The sequence below is a fragment of the Coleofasciculus sp. FACHB-542 genome, from assembly GCF_014695825.1.
GTDB lineage: Bacteria > Cyanobacteriota > Cyanobacteriia > Cyanobacteriales > FACHB-T130 > FACHB-T130.
On sequence record NZ_JACJPB010000042.1, the window covers coordinates 147941 to 164346 of the forward strand.

Annotated in this window: 17 protein-coding genes; 10 read left to right on the top strand and 7 right to left on the bottom strand. The window is 47.3% G+C overall.

The genetic code is table 11. The annotated features are described in order from the left end of the window. The first annotated feature begins 348 nt into the window (after nt 1–348). Nucleotides 349–831 (top strand): flavin reductase family protein, encoded by a 483-nt coding sequence (locus tag H6F52_RS16370; protein ID WP_190414581.1) that lies wholly within the window; start codon nt 349–351, stop codon nt 829–831. A gap of 116 nt (nt 832–947) precedes the next feature. After that, a complete protein-coding gene (locus H6F52_RS16375) occupies nt 948–1301 on the top strand; it encodes a phenylpyruvate tautomerase MIF-related protein (protein WP_190435216.1) in 354 nt (117 codons plus the stop codon). Between the two features lie 214 nt (nt 1302–1515). On the opposite strand, the gene H6F52_RS16380 is transcribed toward H6F52_RS16375, so the two are convergent. Beyond that, on the bottom strand, nt 1516–2331 hold the full coding sequence (locus H6F52_RS16380) for a pentapeptide repeat-containing protein (protein WP_190536087.1): 816 nt from the start codon (nt 2329–2331) through the stop codon (nt 1516–1518). Nucleotides 2332–2441: 110 nt separating this feature from the next. Then, a complete protein-coding gene (locus H6F52_RS16385) occupies nt 2442–3398 on the bottom strand; it encodes a type II secretion system F family protein (RefSeq protein WP_190536088.1) in 957 nt (318 codons plus the stop codon). A 41-nt stretch (nt 3399–3439) separates the two neighbouring features. On the opposite strand from H6F52_RS16385, the gene H6F52_RS16390 reads away from it, so the two are divergent. The 3 genes from H6F52_RS16390 (at nt 3440) to H6F52_RS16400 (ending at nt 4856) form a co-directional block, all read left to right on the top strand. Then, complete coding sequence (locus H6F52_RS16390; protein WP_190536089.1) at nt 3440–3583, top strand: hypothetical protein; 144 nt, start codon at nt 3440–3442, stop codon at nt 3581–3583. 101 nt (nt 3584–3684) lie between these two features. Then, nucleotides 3685–4236 (top strand): pantetheine-phosphate adenylyltransferase, encoded by a 552-nt coding sequence (gene coaD, locus H6F52_RS16395; protein WP_190536090.1) that lies wholly within the window; start codon nt 3685–3687, stop codon nt 4234–4236. After that, entirely contained in the window at nt 4146–4856 is a 711-nt protein-coding gene (locus H6F52_RS16400; protein ID WP_242033968.1) for a DivIVA domain-containing protein, read from the top strand. The genes coaD and H6F52_RS16400 overlap by 91 nt, the downstream gene beginning before the upstream one ends. 197 nt (nt 4857–5053) lie before the next feature. Here the strand turns inward: H6F52_RS16400 and cysC are convergent, their stop codons facing one another. After that, nucleotides 5054–5587 carry an adenylyl-sulfate kinase gene (gene cysC / locus H6F52_RS16405; protein ID WP_190414576.1) on the bottom strand — a complete coding sequence of 178 codons (534 nt, stop codon included), beginning with the start codon at nt 5585–5587 and terminating at the stop codon, nt 5054–5056. Nucleotides 5588–5708: 121 nt separating this feature from the next. Here cysC and gor point away from each other — a divergent pair, with 121 nt between their 5' ends. Next, a complete protein-coding gene (gene gor / locus H6F52_RS16410) occupies nt 5709–7109 on the top strand; it encodes a glutathione-disulfide reductase (RefSeq protein ID WP_190536091.1) in 1401 nt (466 codons plus the stop codon). Between the two features lie 95 nt (nt 7110–7204). Here the strand turns inward: gor and H6F52_RS16415 are convergent, their stop codons facing one another. Next, nucleotides 7205–9199: a WD40 repeat domain-containing protein gene (locus H6F52_RS16415; RefSeq protein WP_190536092.1), complete on the bottom strand. Its 1995-nt coding sequence runs from the start codon at nt 9197–9199 to the stop codon at nt 7205–7207. Nucleotides 9200–9427: 228 nt separating this feature from the next. Between H6F52_RS16415 and H6F52_RS16420 the strand changes: the two genes are divergently transcribed. From H6F52_RS16420 to H6F52_RS16435, 4 genes are all read left to right on the top strand, one after another. Further along, nucleotides 9428–10009: a sigma-70 family RNA polymerase sigma factor gene (locus H6F52_RS16420; protein ID WP_190536119.1), complete on the top strand. Its 582-nt coding sequence runs from the start codon at nt 9428–9430 to the stop codon at nt 10007–10009. Then, a complete protein-coding gene (locus tag H6F52_RS16425; protein ID WP_190536093.1) occupies nt 10006–10365 on the top strand; it encodes a hypothetical protein in 360 nt (119 codons plus the stop codon). The genes H6F52_RS16420 and H6F52_RS16425 overlap by 4 nt, the downstream gene beginning before the upstream one ends. 129 nt (nt 10366–10494) lie before the next feature. Beyond that, complete coding sequence (locus tag H6F52_RS16430) at nt 10495–11007, top strand: Spy/CpxP family protein refolding chaperone (protein WP_190414573.1); 513 nt, start codon at nt 10495–10497, stop codon at nt 11005–11007. Nucleotides 11008–11040: 33 nt separating this feature from the next. Beyond that, nucleotides 11041–11661: a YqiA/YcfP family alpha/beta fold hydrolase gene (locus H6F52_RS16435; protein WP_190536094.1), complete on the top strand. Its 621-nt coding sequence runs from the start codon at nt 11041–11043 to the stop codon at nt 11659–11661. 580 nt (nt 11662–12241) lie between these two features. Here the strand turns inward: H6F52_RS16435 and H6F52_RS16440 are convergent. The 3 genes from H6F52_RS16440 to H6F52_RS16450 form a co-directional block, all read right to left on the bottom strand. Next, nucleotides 12242–13264, bottom strand: coding sequence for a hypothetical protein (locus H6F52_RS16440; protein ID WP_190536095.1), 1023 nt, complete (start codon nt 13262–13264; stop codon nt 12242–12244). A gap of 866 nt (nt 13265–14130) precedes the next feature. Beyond that, nucleotides 14131–14952 carry a peptidoglycan-binding domain-containing protein gene (locus H6F52_RS16445; RefSeq protein WP_190536096.1) on the bottom strand — a complete coding sequence of 274 codons (822 nt, stop codon included), beginning with the start codon at nt 14950–14952 and terminating at the stop codon, nt 14131–14133. Between the two features lie 150 nt (nt 14953–15102). Further along, nucleotides 15103–16383: a pitrilysin family protein gene (locus H6F52_RS16450; RefSeq protein WP_190536097.1), complete on the bottom strand. Its 1281-nt coding sequence runs from the start codon at nt 16381–16383 to the stop codon at nt 15103–15105. Nucleotides 16384–16406 lie beyond the last annotated feature (23 nt).

Genomic DNA, 16406 nt, shown 5'->3' on the forward strand with positions numbered 1-16406 from the left:
CGGTTGCTTTTAAGTCTACTTAAGCCCTAGCGATTGGAAATCGCGGCTATACAAACGAAGTCCGCCTTGCGCGGACTAAGAAAAAATCAGAAGCTTTAAACCTGCGTTAGCGAAGCGTTCCGAAGGCTAGGCAGGTTTTGTCTGTATAGCTGCGGTTTCAACCGCCAAGCGTGAAGTCTTTGAACCTGTGAAGGCAGGTTTTGTCTGTATAGCTGCGGTTTCAACCGCCAAATCTTAATTTGATACTCATGTGCAATGTCATGCCCCTACGGAACTATCTCCAGATTGATGTTTCTTCCCAAGACATTGATAAACTAAGCGATGTATCAGTAGCTGTCAGGTAAAACTTTGCTAGACGAACAAGCCAAAAAAACTATTCTGCGTAAGATTCCTCACGGACTCTATATCTGCGGTGTCAAAGATGGCGAAGAAGTTAACGGCTTCACATCCAGCTGGGTGATGCAAGGCTCGTTTAAGCCACCGCTGGTTGTGAATTGCGTTAAGCAGGATTCTAAATCCCACGCCATGATCAAAGCCAGTGGCGTTTTTGCGCTTAGTTTCCTGGATGAGGGACAGCAAGACTTAGCGGAAAAATTCTTCAAGCCGCAGCGCCGCGTCGGGAATAAATTTGAAGAGGTGGAATTTTATCTAGGACAAGAAACCGGCTGTCCCATCATCTCCGACTCCCTCGGTTATGTGGAGTGTAAGGTTGTCGGTGCTGTGGAACACGGCGATCATACTGTTTATGTCGGGGAAGCGATCGCTGCTGGCGTCCACCGCGAGGGTAAACCGCTTTTACTCGAAAATACTCCTTGGCAATATGGTGGGTAATTGGTAATTGGTAATCGGTAATTGGTAATTGGTTAGTAGCAAAGGACTAATAACGAATGACTAATAACGATTACCCATTACCTAATGCCTTTTGAAAGGAATTAGAGTAAAAGATTATGCCGCTAATCAAAGTTCAAACTTCTGTTGATTCTCCCGATCGGGGTGCTGTTGAGGGTCTGCTGAAAAGTCTTTCTGCTAAATTAGCGAAGCATACAGGCAAACCGGAATCTTATGTGATGACGGCTTTTGAGCCGAGTGTAGCGATGACATTTGGGGGGACTCTCGATCCCGTCTGTTACGTCGAAATTAAAAGTGTCGGTAGCATGAGTCCGTCGCAAACAAAGGCAATGAGCCAAGATTTTTGCCAGCAAATTAATGAGAAACTTGGTGTATCTACAAACCGAATTTACATTGAGTTTGCTGATGCAAAGGGTTCAATGTGGGGTTGGGATGGGTCAACATTTGGTTGATTAAATCCTACTTGATAATGCCCGCACCTTGAAGGCTGGGGCTACACAAATAAAGCCCGCCTGCGTGGGCTAAGAAATTGGAAATATTGGGGTTTGTAATTGGGTGCAATACATTTTGACCTCTCCCCAACCCCTCTCCTACAAGGAGAGGGGTTTTTCTGATTGCCTTTTAGGGTAGGGGGTTAGGTTCTGTATTTGATTCAAATGACAAACACTATATTGGGGCGATCGCATTTATCTCTCCCCCAGCTTGCGTCCAATGTGCAGGTTTTTCCAGATTGTTCGGCAATACAGTTGCGCTATCTCCCAATGCTGTTTCAATTTGCGCTTGTTCAAGGTTTTGGACTTGCCTGAAGGTGGCACCATGCAGCTTGGCATCATCAAGAATAGCTCCTAAGAGGTTGGCTTTATAGAGGCTTGCTCCTTGCAAGTTGGCTTCACCAAGGTCTACACTTTGCAACTTGGTTCCACTGAGCTTTGCTCTTTGCAAATCGGCTTCTCGCAGGTCTGCTCCCCCAAGGTTTGTATTTTGTAAATTAAGTCTCTGATTGTTTGGATCTCTTTTCACGTTGCGCCGTCCGATAACTGTAAGTGCTGCTTGAATATCCGTAGGAATTTTTGGTGATTGCTCCTGCTGTATCTCTTCTTTCTTCAAAGGAGCCTTCTCTCGCACAAAAGCAGTCAACACTTCCATAATTGTCCAGTGGTCTTTTTTGGAATCCTCAGCAATTCGTTTTAGGGCGTAAATTCCACCTAAACGGCTAGAAATCTTCTCAGAATCAAGAAGTTCAATAGCTTTAGTAAAGCGTTCTGTGATTTGCTTATCTTGTGCTGCTTTTGCATTTTTTAGGGCAGCCTTAGCGTTATATAGAGCTGCTTCAGCGCTCTTATTGGCAGCGATCGCGCTATCATCCATCGCTTTTGCTCGCTTCGCCGCATAGAAAACGTTAAAGAGGATTGCGGCTCCTCCAAAAGTTGTTGCAACAACTTTTAAAACTTCAATAATGGTTGGTATAACCGGATTTTTCAAAACCTCGCTATTCAATGAAACATAGCAAACTATCAATACTATCAAAGCAAAAAAAACTACCAAACTTATAAGCCGGTTTTTTAATCCCTCTATTTCATCACGCATAAAGATTATCCTGGCAGAGAGTTTATCAGCGAATTAATTGCTCGAATTGCGACTAAAAGCACTAAACCTCCAATCGCTAATAGACTCAAAGGACGCAAGATTCCCTCCAACTGCCTCAAACGTTTCTCTAAGTCGCTTTCGTAATATTGCTCCAATTTTCGCAGCGCCGCATCTAGATTGCCAGTTTCTTCGCCACTGCGAATATATTGGATTGCAAGTGGCGGTAACTTAGTTTGCAGACTCTCGGTGAGGCTTCTACCGAGACGAATTTGCCGAGCAGCTTTTGCTACGTGGGTTGCCATCTGAGGATCGGGGATGCGATCGCGCAACAATTCCAGTGCGGCGAGAATTGGCACCCCGCAACTTAAAGGCAAGGACAACTCGGTAAAGTAAAGGAGCGATCGCGCTTGCATGACTTTATCCAAACCGGGAAGTTGCGCCGCCAACCGCTGTAAACCGCGTCCGGGAAAGCGAGAATTCAGCACAGTTACTCCAACCAAAAGCACTGCCAATCCAAAGCTGCACAGCCAGAAACCAGGATGGGTAAGCTTTTGAGGATTTCGCTTGAAAAGTGCGGCGGCGAGTACCAGCAGACTCCAAATCAGCGCGATCGCGGCGATTCCCACCGAACGATACAGGCGTTCGCGTTTGGCTTTGGCTTCCGCCGCCGTTGCCAATCTCCCAAAAGTCTCTGCTAGCGATCCGCTGTATTCTGCTAACCGAATTAGGCTAATCGTCCAGCCATCAAAATATCGAGCGTCTGGTGTCAAAGCTGAAGCCAAATCTTGCCCAGAATCCACCGCTGCACTGACGGTTTGCAGATAGCGCCCGAAGGGAGAATTACGATCGCGATTCACCAAATTTAAGCTTTGCTGTACTGAAATGCCAGAATTCAGCAAAGTGGCGAACTGCTGAAAAAATTGAGCCTTTTCCTGGTTTTTCAACTTAATGTGTAGATTCACTAATCGGATTTTAGCTTTTGCTGATTTTTAGAGAGAACCTCTTGAAAGTTAAGAATGGCGCTGGTTGGATTAATCTAGAGACTCTCAGCGATCGCAGCAGAGGGCGATTGCTGGCTCGTGTATGCCGTGAAAAGAGGCTGCTGACGCTGATGAATCCTAATCTGGTTGCGATCGCTCTCGTTTAGTGGTCGGTGCTTCTCGCCAAAACCGGAGACTTTTAACAATTCGTAGTTTTAGGGGTACTGTATGAGTACAATTTCCTTAAGCTAGCTCACACACCTCTTCCGTGATTGCAATCTATCCTGGCAGCTTCGATCCAATTACTCTGGGGCACCTCGACATCATTAAGCGCGGTTGTCGGCTTTTTGATGGGGTGATTGTTGCGGTGTTGCGGAACCCCAACAAAACCCCCCTGTTTACAGTACAGGAGCGCATCGAGCAGATTCGTCTATCGACGCGATCGCTGCCGAATGTAGAAGTTGACAGTTTTGACGGTTTGACAGTCAACTATGCCAGAATCCGAGAAGCGGGCGTGCTGCTGCGCGGTTTGCGGGTGCTTTCTGACTTTGAACACGAGCTACAGATGGCTCATACAAATAAAACTCTGGACGACCGGATTGAGACGGTTTTTCTAGCAACCTCTAACGAGTACAGTTTCTTAAGTAGTAGCTTAGTGAAAGAGATTGCCAGATTCGGCGGCTCTGTCGATCATCTTGTTCCCCAGCACGTCGCCTTAGATATCTACCGATGTTACGCCAAGACTCTTCCCGCCTCGAACCCGATAGTAGTGGACGCTTCCCCGAAGGTGAATTACCCGACAGTGGATCGGGAAGTGTAGATATTCAGCGGGAACTCGACCGCATCGAAGAAATGATTCTCGATAGTACGCGCATTCCCTTGACTAGCCTGCGCTTAGTCGATGAGAATCCGTTACTCGATCAGCTGGATTTGGTGCGGATCAATCTGCCACCAGCTTTTCAGGAAGCCGAAGAAATTGTTCGGCAGAAGGAAGAAATTCTCCTGCAAGCGGAGGATTATGCACAGCAGATTATTGAGACAGCAGAACGCCGAGCCGATCAGATATTGGATGAAATGGGCTTGATTCGGCAAGCAGAACGGGAAGCGCAAGCGATCCGGCAGGCGGTGCAGCAGGAGTGCGACGCCATCCAAGAACAAACGATCGCAGAACTAGAACGGATGCGCCTACAAGCACAACAAGAGCTAGAGCAGATGCGATCGCTTGCTATCCAAGAATGCGAGGACATTCAAAACGGAGCGGATGACTACGCCGACCAAGTTCTCACGAATATCGAGCAGCAGCTCAACGATATGCTCAAGGTCATCCGCAACGGTCGGCAACAGTTACAAAATGACGCTCCGCCTCCACCGCCGTCGCGAACCCCTACAGTTAGAGAAGTAGAGGGAGAAAGAGGTAGAGGCGCAGATAAGAAGAAGTAGGTGTTGGGTGGGTGGTGCCCATCCACGATACTTTTGTGCTTTAGCTCTCAAACCTTCCTATTAGATTTGTGTAATTATCCATAATAAAAGAACCCCACCCCCAGCCCCTCCCCGCAAGCGGAGAGGGGAGCCGGAGCCGGAGCCGGAGCCGCAGGTGAGGGCGGGGAGGGGTTCCGCTTAATTGCGGTTTATCCTTACTAGAGGTAGCCCAGTTCTTCCAGCTTTCTCAAAACTTTTTCTGTGCTTTCCTCTATCGTTTCTTGGTCTGTGTGGCATTCGATTTGAGGATGCAGGGGCGATTCATAGGGGTCATCAATCCCAGTGAAGTTTTTGATTTCCCCAGACCGCGCTTTCTTATACAACCCCTTCACATCTCGCTGTTCGCAAACCGCTAACGGTGCATTCACATAAACCTCGACAAAATCTCCAATACGCGATCGCACTTCTTCTCGAATTTCCCGATAAGGCGAAATTGCCGAAATCAGTACGACCACACCGTTCCGAGTCAGGAGGTGAGCCACAAAACCAATGCGCCGGATATTCTCATCCCGGTCTTCTTTACTAAACCCCAAACCTTTGGTCAGATTTTGGCGCACCACGTCTCCGTCGAGGATTTCCACCTTGTATCCACGTTTCTGCAATTCTTGCGCCACTTCCTGGCTAATGGTGGTTTTTCCCGCACCGCTTAAACCTGTAAACCACACGGTGACACCACGATGCTCTCGATCCATTGTTCTTCGCTAAAACTGACGGTATTCTCATCCGACTTTAAGCGATCTGCGGAAAATGGGAAAGCAGGAGCATCATCGTTACATCTTTTAAACTAAATGAAGAAAGAGAGGACTTCCAGTCATGGCATTTGATTACGATTTGTTTGTCATTGGGGCGGGTTCGGGAGGATTGGCGGCTTCCAAACGTGCGGCTAGCTACGGAGCAAAGGTAGCGATCGCAGAAGGCGATTTAGTGGGTGGTACCTGCGTCATTCGGGGCTGTATTCCCAAAAAATTGATGGTTTACGCCTCCAAATTTTCCCATTTGTTTGAGGATGCCGCAGGCTATGGCTGGACTGTGGGCGAGAGAAGTTTAAACTGGGAACATCTGATAACGACTGTCGATAAGGAAGTCCACCGTCTCAGCCAGTTGCATATTGGGTTTTTGGAAAAAGCTGGGGTGGAGTTAATCAAGAGCCGCGCCACTTTATTAGATCCGCATACGGTGGAAGTGGATGGGCGCAAAGTCACGGCTGACAAGATTTTAATCGCCGTCGGTGGGGAAGCCATCAAGCCGAATTTACCAGGGATGGAACACACCATCACTTCCCGCGAGATATTTCTCCTCAAGGAACAGCCGAAGCACATTGTCATTATTGGCGCTGGCTATATTGCCGTGGAATTCGCCTGTATCATGCACGGACTGGGATCGAAAGTCAGTTTGTTGCTTCGAGGCGATCGCATTCTCAAAGGTTTTGATGACGATATTCGTACTAGCATTCAAGATGCCATGTCCCATCACGGCATCAACATTATCACCAATGTTACCGGGAAAGGCATTGAGCAAACCCCAGAGGGTCTAAAGGTCGCCTTTACCGAAAAAGGCAAAGACGCGGATACAACCCTCACCGCAGACCAAGTTCTAGTCGCCATTGGTCGCGCACCTTTGTTAGGAAAACTTGGTTTGGAGAATGCGGGCGTTAAGGTTGTTAATTGTGAAGACGAAGATTTACCCAGGTTGCACGGGTACAGCGTCAACTGTGCCATCGAAGTCGATGAGTACAGCCGCACCAACCAGCCGAATATTTTCGCTGTAGGCGATTGCACCAACCGGATCAATTTAACGCCTGTCGCCATTGGCGAAGGTCGCGCTTTTGCCGATACTGAGTTTGGCAATAACCGCCGGGTGTTTAATCACGAAAATGTTGCTTCCGCCGTATTCACTCAGCCAGAAGCCGCTACGGTGGGAATCAGCGAAGCCGATGCGCGGAAAAAGTTGGGCGATGACAACGTGCAAATTTATCGCGCCCGATTCCGTCCTCTGTTCCACAGTCTCACCGGCGCGGATGAGAAAGTCATGGTCAAGTTAGTCATTGACAAAAATACTGATCGCGTGCTGGGCGCTCACATGGTAGGCGAGTATTCAGCTGAGGTGATTCAAGGAATCGCGATCGCAGTCAATATGGGAGCCACCAAAAAAGACTTCGACGCCACCGTTGGCATTCATCCTTCCACCGCCGAAGAGTTCGTCACTCTGCGATAAATTACGGCTAGGGGCAATATTATCAATTGCCCCTACAAATGTCTGCATTTGACTTGTTGAGATGAGCGATATTTTCTCTTATCTAACCTACCGCCTCAATCATACTGCCAAATCTTGATAGTTTTGTCATTGCTACCACTGACAATTGTTTTACCATCAGGACTAAAGACAACTGACCCAATACTTTCTAAATGTCCCGAAAGTGTATGAATCAATTCTCTTGTCCCCAGATGCCATAATTTAATTGTTTTGTCGTTACCGACACTAGCAAGAATTTGCCCATCAGGACTGAAGGCAATACTGCGAACAATGCTTATGCTTGTATGGTCAGAGAATGTGTGGAGTAGGCTGCCACTGGGAAAACTCCAAATTTTGATGGTGGTGTCCGCACTGCCACTAGCCAAAGTCTTGCCATCAGGACTTATGGCGACTGACCAAACATAATTTAAATGTTCAGTAAGGGTTCGGATTGCTTTTCCAGTGCTTAAATCCCATATTTTGATAGTTTTGTCGCTACTTCCACTAATTAAGTTTTGTCCATTGGCACTAAATATAATAGAAGAAACACGCTCTTCATGACCCGTAAGAGTACAAATTTCCTTACCAGTGTTAAAATCCCATACTTTGATAGTTTTGTCCTTACTGCCGCTAGCGACAATTTTCCCATTGGGGCTAAAAGCAATAGAATGAAGCTCGTCTGAATGTCCAGTAAATGTTACCCCTGTACGTGAATACCACAGTTTAATCGTATTATCGGCACTACCACTAGCGAGAGTTTGCCCATCAGGGCTAAAAGCAAGTGAAGAAACACTACCTGAATGGCCGGTGAAGGTGCAAATAGAATCTCCAGTAGTCAAATCCCAAATTTTGATGGTGTTGTCTGCACTGCCACTAGCAATTTGACCATCAGCGCTAATAGCGACAGCATAAACATGATTTGAATGCCCAGAGAGAGTATCTACACATTGCCAGGGCTTAGTTTTGCTAGTTTCCCAATCTGCCAGCAATTTTAAGTCAGTATTATAGGCTTTTTGATACTGTTGCTGAGTCAGCTTAAGCTTATCAGTAATTGTTTTTGACCAGGCGTTCGGAATCTCTGAGTCTAAATTAAATAGCTGAGGTTCATAATTTGGGTCGATGTTGAGGTAGTACCAATCTGCTAAAAATGTTGCTAATAGCTTGTGAAGGGTGACAATTGTCTGCCGAATGATGCGAAGACTTTGAATCTCATCATTTCCGGCTTCCTGTAGTTGCTTTTTTGCATCTTCCCAGTTCCAAGGCTCAAACGACAAGGAAACTGTGTCTTGCAGTCCCCAGAACCGAACATTAAAGTAAACTTCATGATCGGTAATGTCGCTGTAAATAATTGCCGTTGGGACAGCAGCCAAAATGGTTTCCAACTGTTTGACTTCTGCATCAAAAATAGAACGTTCAAAATACTTACCATAAAACTCAACAGGGCAGAATTCGTCCTCTAGGGAATAATGACGTTCCAGAAATCCTTTTAATTGATTGCGAACCTCTTTTTTGAGGCTGTCGCGGAATGATAGCGGAAAATCATCGCTGATATCTGGTGGTGGAACCAACATCAGTAATCGAGGTTTCTTTTGCTCGTCCCCAAAAATTCGTTCTACTTCATCACGACTCAAAACTCCAGGCCATTTTTGCTGATCGAAAATAGCTTGAATTTCCTTTTGCTTGAGTTCAATTTCTTTTGCAGTCTTCTCCCGCATCAGTTCTAGATACAAAGAACTCATCTGACGCTTGTCTGCCAATTCCTCTGCCTTAAGTTGCAGTTCTCGTTCTCTAAGCTTAAGAGTACGTTCATCTCGTTCAGCGCTTGCCGATTCAATCTGAAGGTCTGCTTTCAAGCGGAGGTCTTGAAGTTCTAGTAACTTCTGCTCTCTTACCTCTCTGCGCCGATAGTAGTCAATTTCTGCCTGACGCGATCGCTGATCTAATCTAACTTCCTGAACTTTAGTAGGAAGGGTAGATGTCTCATCGACAACATTTTTAAAAAATGTTGAAGCAATTCTACCAGCAGCGCTAGCAACAAACCCGACGACAGCACCAACAATATTGAATGGCATAAAATTTAAATCTGAGAAAATTTCTAGTTATCGTTAAATCCGGCTTATTTAGCTTGATTTGCTCAAGTGTAGCCCAGCCCTAGGTGGGAGTCACTGGTTGAGAAGATTGTGGGATAGATGCGCTGCTTGCCGTTGAACCTTTTCCCCAAATGCCCAGTCTAAAGCATTAGAAATCCAACAGTGGTAAGAGAGAGCCAATCGGTGTCAGCTGTACCAATCAATGCGCTAATGGGCGATCAACCCAAAGAAAAACCCGATCTCGATACCGATGCTTACCTGGTAAAGCGGTGTCAAGAAGGCAACAAGCAGAGCTTTCGGCAACTCTACCAGCGCCATCAGCAGCGCGTCAGATCGACTCTTTACCAACTCTGCGGTACCTCATGCTTAGATGATTTGGTGCAAGAAGTATTCTTACGCGCTTGGAAGGGATTACCAAAATTGCGGGAAACCGCCCATTTTTCGACTTGGCTTTATCGCATTAGCTGGAATGTCGCTTCCGATCGGCGGCGGCAATTTGCTGTAGAAACCCGAAATTTTGCGTCTTTACAGCAAAGCGCTACCAATGCCTTCCCAAGTCAGCAAGCATCTCCCGATCTGATGCATCTACATTATGAAGATTTAGTGCAGCGCGGACTGCAACAGCTAAGTTTCGAGCATCGCGCTGTACTGGTTCTGCACGACTTAGAGGACGTTCCGCAAAAAGAGATTGCAAATATCTTGTCGATTCCAGTTGGCACAGTAAAATCGCGGCTCTTTCATGCTAGAACCTCCATGAGGCAATTTCTCCAGAAGCAAGGAGTCCACCTATGACTCAGTTCCCCGATGATGACAAACCCCTGGTAGAGTTTCTGCGCCAACACCGGGGTCATGTTCCCCCATCTGCACCCGATTTAGAGAGCCAGATTATGCAAGCCGTAGCCTCTGCGCCGCCACAGCCGCAATGGCGACAGAGGTGGATTTTACCCTCTGCCCTTGTTGCTAGTCTGCTAGTTACCTGGGCAGGATATCGCGTGCTAGTGCCTAACACTGCATCGACTGCATCCACAAACACCGCCGAACTGGAAGCATTTCTGGCGACGAACTGGGATAGTGTTGTCGCGGGTGAAACGCCCGCGTCGTCGAGCAGCCAAGATGCAGAAGCTGATTGGTTGCTCTCAGAAAATTAGCTTTTTTAGGGAATCGGTAATGGTCAGTTATCTTTAATCAGCTCATTGCGACTACCTCATCAAGAATGGCTAATTGCGTCTTAACGAATTACTAATTACTAATTACTACTAACGACGGAGATTGTTTTCATGTCCCTAAATCGTATTTCTCTGTTAGCGGTTCTCATACTATCTATAGGGAGTGCGGTTGCTCTTGCCGATCCGAATCCCCAATCTTCTCAAACAATTGCCCAAAATTCGCCGGGTGCCCGTCCTCAAAGAGGCAACAAGGATGGACTCCTTCAGCAACTCAATCTTACCCCACAGCAAATGCAGCAAATGCAGGCGATTCGGCAGAAGTATAGAACCCAGATAGCGCCGCGCCAGCAAACTCTACGTCAAGCTCGGCAAGAGCTAGCGACACTGATGAATAGTACAGCTTCCGCCAGCCAAATTCGCTCTAAAAATCAGCAAGTTGAAGAGTTGCAGCAGCAGCTACAAAAGTTGCGGTTTGAAAGTATGTTAGAAATGCGAGAAGTTATGACTCCAGAGCAACGCGCCAAGTTTGTCCAACTGATGCAACAGCGACGACAACAAAAGGGGCAACGGGCGGGGAAAAATAGAGGACAAGGATTTCCAGGTTCGCTGGAGCGAAATTTTTAGCGGTTGATACGCCGGAAACTACTGCCCAATTGAATGCTTGATTATCTTTATCTGCATGGATTTGCCTCTAGTCCCCAGTCAACGAAGGCGATCTATCTGCGCGATCGCTTATCTTCCCTGAAAATCCCCGATCTCAACCAAGGCGATTTTTCCCATCTGACAATAACTCGGCAAATAAAGCAAGTCGCCGCTGAATTTCCCCCAAACTCAATGCCTGTTACTGTCATTGGCTCCAGCTTGGGGGGTTTAACAGCGGCTTGGGTGGGAGAAAAATACCCGCAGGTTCAGCGGTTAGTGTTGCTAGCTCCCGCTTTTGAGTTTCTGACTCACTGGTTGCTCCGACTGGGGGAAGAACAGCTGCAACAGTGGCAGACAGAGCAATATTTGCCGGTATATCACTATGGCGAGAAGCGATCGCTTCCTCTGCATTACCAGTTCGTCACCGACGCCGCCCAATATCAAGACGAACAGCTACAGCGCCCCATTCCTACTCTGCTTCTGCATGGGCGTCACGATGAAGTGATTCCGATTGCTGCTAGCCGCAACTACGCCGCCTCACGCCCTTGGGTTAAATTCATCGAACTAGAGGACGATCACAGTTTAGGAAACGTCTTACCTGAAATTTGGGAATTGATCGAAGCGTTCTGCTATTAATACCTGTTTGTTTCGCCGCCCCTTTAGGCGTTCCGCTGCCATATAAAAAACTAAAACCCGCCTAAGATACCGGCGGGTTCGTGAACGAGCTATAAATGGTCAGGTTACTCAAACGAAAGAGGAAAAATTCTAGGAAAGTTGACGAAACCAAAAACTAACTCTACTAGGGTGGACTTAATTCGCAACAAACCTTTTCTAACTATCTTGCATTCCCTACGCCGATTCAGGCAATGATCTAGATCCGCAACTTAACAGTTCAAATCAAAAAGAAGCGAATGAACTTCAGCGCGATCGCTACATTTATTAGAGAAATACAACCGAGATTCGGTGTTGCGTTGGATAAGAGCGGGAGACACAGGCTCGAATCCGAAAACTTGGTGTCGAAGGTTCTTACTTCGTTGTGCCTATATTTAAATTAGCACTTGATTCTCCAACCTCACTCGTTCGTTAAATTAAATTCATATCCCTTTATGTGTCGAAATCTTTAAAAATGCTAGTTCAAAAATGAAAGATTTGCGATACACCGATAACAAAGCCCCCTCCAATATTAGGAGGGGGCTAGATTGCAAAGTTTTAGTCGTTATTGACCTGTACTGCTTGACCCACCAGTTGTCGAACTGCTTCCCGGTGTGGTGCCGGTGGTTCCGTTGGTGGTCGAACTGCTTCCCGGTGTGGTGCCGGTGGTTCCACCAGTTGTCGAACTGCTTCCCGGTGTAGTGCCGGTGGTTCCGTTGGTGGTAGCACCGCTATTCGGTGTGGTGCCGGTGGTTCCATTGGTGGTCGAACTGCTCCCCGATGTGGTGCCGGTGGTTCCATTGGTGGTAGCACCGCTATTCGGTGTGGTGCCAGTTGGATTTTGGGTGCCTGTGGTGGTGCCAGAAGTATTCGTTCGAGTTGAGTTCTGACGCACTGAAGGCGCGGTTAGAGTTGTACTAGGACTTGATTGAGTAGTCCCAGAAGTATTCGTTCGAGTTGAGTTCGACGGTTGAGAAGGCGTTACGTTAATATTTGTCTGATTTCGAGTCGGTTGTTGCCCGGAACTCGGAGGAACTGTAATGTTTACATTTGGCGCTCTTTGAGCAGGCGGTGCGTTTTGTGTCTGAGGAACCTGAATCACCGTAGGAGCCTTCTCAACTGTGGTTCTTTCGATAATTCTCTCTTGTGTAGGCTGTTGAGAAGCGCCCGATGAAGACGTATCTGGTGCAGTTGAGTTCGGTGCAACAGAAGCTGAAGGTGAAGGGGAAGGTACGGGAACCACCACAGGCGCAGGCGCAGTGTACTCTTCTACCTGCTGATTTCGTTGGTTGAGGAAGTAGAGGGCACCGAGGGTCAACCCTAGCAGAGAGGTGAGGGCAATCCCTATCAACAAGCCTCTGGCGGCATTATTATTATCGCGGATTTCTTGTCCTTCCTCGTTGACGCGGCGCTCGGAAACGCGACCGTGGACATAACCATCTCGATAGGAGGTCACTTTGCCTGGGTCTACAGTGCCATTCCCGTGAACCGTGTTAGTTGGGCCAACCGGATTATGGGGAGAAACCGGCTGATTTGGGTTCTGGGGAACTTCACGGTTATCGTTGTTGCGATTTTGTAGGTTAGACATGAGTATTACTACAACTCCTGAATGGTTTAAAGGCAGAAAAGGATGTTTAAAACTGTTTATGGTCAGTAGATTTGAGCAACGCTGTCTCAACCAAGCCTAGCTAGCAAGGTTAGGAGCCTACCTCGCGCAGAGTTAGAAACATTGTTTTCAATGTCCCCTGTCCTGCTTGTTATTGAGGTGCTGGAACGAGTTCCTGAATTTCCTGAATATTTATCTACAGTTCTTTCAAAGATGGTTGTCTTTTTCTCGATGCTTTGAGAGGGACTGTCATTGGGAACAGGCACAGAGGGTAGAGAAGATTCATTTCGCTGAGCAACGAAGAACAGAGTTCCAACGAGGAAACTTACAATCGATGTGAAAGCAAGATTCATCAGCAAATTAGTCAAGGCATTGGTATTCTCATCAACGAGATAGCTCTGTTCCTGAAAACGACGTTCAGAATTGCGACCTTTAAGGTACTCATTCTGGTAGGAAACCCGTTCAGAATTGCCTCTACCCTGATAGACCGATTTAGGCCTTTGATTGTTATCGGTTTTAGGGTGGTTGTACATGAGTGTTGATCGAACTCTTTGTGTCAATCAGGAAACCGAGAAGACCCTGATTTTTTTTAGATTGATTGGCAACTACAAGCTAAGGAAGTTAATACTCAGCTGTCTTGTCCTTATAAGCAATACGATATCCGTTAGTCTTGCCTGAATCTCTCTATCTGAGAATGGATTGTCTCCTCCATCCAAGGATTGAGATCGAAAAATCGAAAGGAAGAAGTCCGTGAAAACAGCACGCAGTTGTTCAAAAAAGCTTAAAAAAACCGTTTTCATCAAGAAAACGGATTTGTGTCATTTTATTTTTTTATAATTGCTATTTAATTAACGCAGCAAAACGTTCCAAGTCGCTGGACCCACTACACCGTCGGCGTCTAGCTTAAATCTTTGTTGAGCAGCTTTTACCGCAGTTTGAGTCGTTGCATCAAAGACACCATTCACCGTTCCTTTGAAAAAGCCAAGGGTTCGCAGGCGCTGTTGCAAACTGGTAACGGCTGGGCCTTGCGTTCCCAGCCTCAGAACTGGAAAATCGAGCTGTCTGGGCTGCTGCGGGTTCGTCCGTGTCTGAGAGCTAGGAGCAGCGGTTGTGGAACGGTTAGCGGTGGTTCTGGCAGCGATTGCCGGACGGTTGGGGGTTCTGGCAGTCGTTGCCGGACTGTTGGAGGCTGGAACATTCACACTGGGACGGGAAGTTGCCGCGGGTCTGGGATTGGCAGCGGTGTTTGTCGTAGTTGGGACGGGAAAAGATGCTGCCCCGGTGGTAGAAATTGTTGAAGCTGAAGGAGACGGGATAACTAGTGGCGTCGCGGCTGCTGTAGATTCCGATGGTGGGGCGACTGGAAATAAACGCTTCCAGGTTTCTGCACCCACGATTCCATCCGGTGCTAAACCAGCGGCTTGCTGAAAACGGGAAACTGCGATCGCGGTATTTTCCCCGTACACGCCATTTACGTCGCCATTATAGTAACCCAATAGTTTAAGAGCTGCCTGGAGTTCCGCTACTTCAGTCCCTTGGCTACCAGGTCGTAACGTTTGCCGAGTAACGGTTGCGGATGGAAATGTTTGCGCGATTTCTTTGGCATCACTGGGGATCGCCATAAAAGGTAAAAGTAAAAAGGCAAAAGGCAAAAGAATGTTTTTTTTCATTTTTACTTTTTCCTCTTGAGTTTACAAAAAGGCAAAAGGATGTTTTTTTCATCGCTTTTTCCTCTTGACTTTACAACGCGATTGGAAAAAGCGAAAAGGTTCAAGAAAAAATCTTTCATTTTTACTTTGTCTTTTTACTTTTTTCCTTTTTTAATTTTTAATGTCTAATTTTTCGGCTGGGCCAACGAGAGAGACATAAGGTTCGGTGAAATACCGGGAAGCCACTTTTTGGATGAACTCTGGAGTGACGCTGGTAACTTTTTCTTGAAACTCGGTATCAAACTCAATTCCCAGACCCAAAATTTCGTACCAGCCGAAAACTTGAGCCAGCTGAGCATTAGTTTGTTTGCCGAGAGCGTATTGACCAAGCAGCTTGTTTTTGGCAGCTTGTAGCTCCCGATCGCTCAGTTGAGTGGTGCAAAGGCGTTCCACTTCAGTTCGCAAGCCTTCATAGGCGATCGCGGTGTTTTCCGGTGCCGTGCCCATATATACCACAAACTGAGAGGTTTCTAGCCGAGTCGGATAAAAAGCTGAGACATCGTAAGCCAATCCCCGCTTCTCGCGCAGTTCCACAAACAAGCGGCTAGAAAGACCGTTGCCCAAGTAAGTATTGAGCAGTTTCAGGCAGGCGTAGTCGGTTTCTTGCACGGATGGCGCGACGTAGCCCAGCATCACGATGGATTGCTGCGTATCTTGTGGGGTAGCGCAAGAAATGGGTTCAGGGGTGATTTGGGGCAGACTGAGGGTAGGTAGAGGGGTGGTTCCACTCTGCCAATCTCCAAACACTTGATTAACCAAATCAGTGGCGTCTTGAGGAGTCAGGCGACCGGCAATACTGATAACTAGGTTATCGGGACGGAAATACGTCTGATGGTAGTGCTGGAGGTCGGCGCGGCTTAAACCAGAGACAGTGGCTTCGGTTCCCAGGCTGGAGAATCCGTAGGGATGATTCTGGTACATGGCTTGCCGCAGCTGGTCGAAGGCGATGGTGAACGGCTGTTCCTGCTGGGAGCGAATATCCTGCAAAGCGAGACGCCGTTCCAGTTCCACCTCGGCTTCTGGAAAGCTAGGCGATCGCAATAATTCCCCTGCCAGTTGCAACATCTCCGGAAAATCTGCGGATACTGTTTTGAGACTCAGCAAGAAATAATCCGCAGCCGCATCAGCACCGAGACTGGCTCCCACTGACTCTACTTGCTCGGCAATTTCTAGGGAAGAAAGGCGATCGGTTCCTTTGGTGAGTACCGTGGATAGCAGGTGAGAAAGTCCAGCTTTTTCTCGTGGCTCCCACCGACCTCCAACCCGTGCAAAAATTCGACCAGCAATAATATCAGCCGCTGGATTTTCCACCGTAATTAATACGATGCCGTTGTCCAAAACACTGCGGTGGATAGTTGGGTTGGCGAGCGATCGCGTCACACTTTGAGTCATTCGTTGTAGAGTCCTTAGTCATT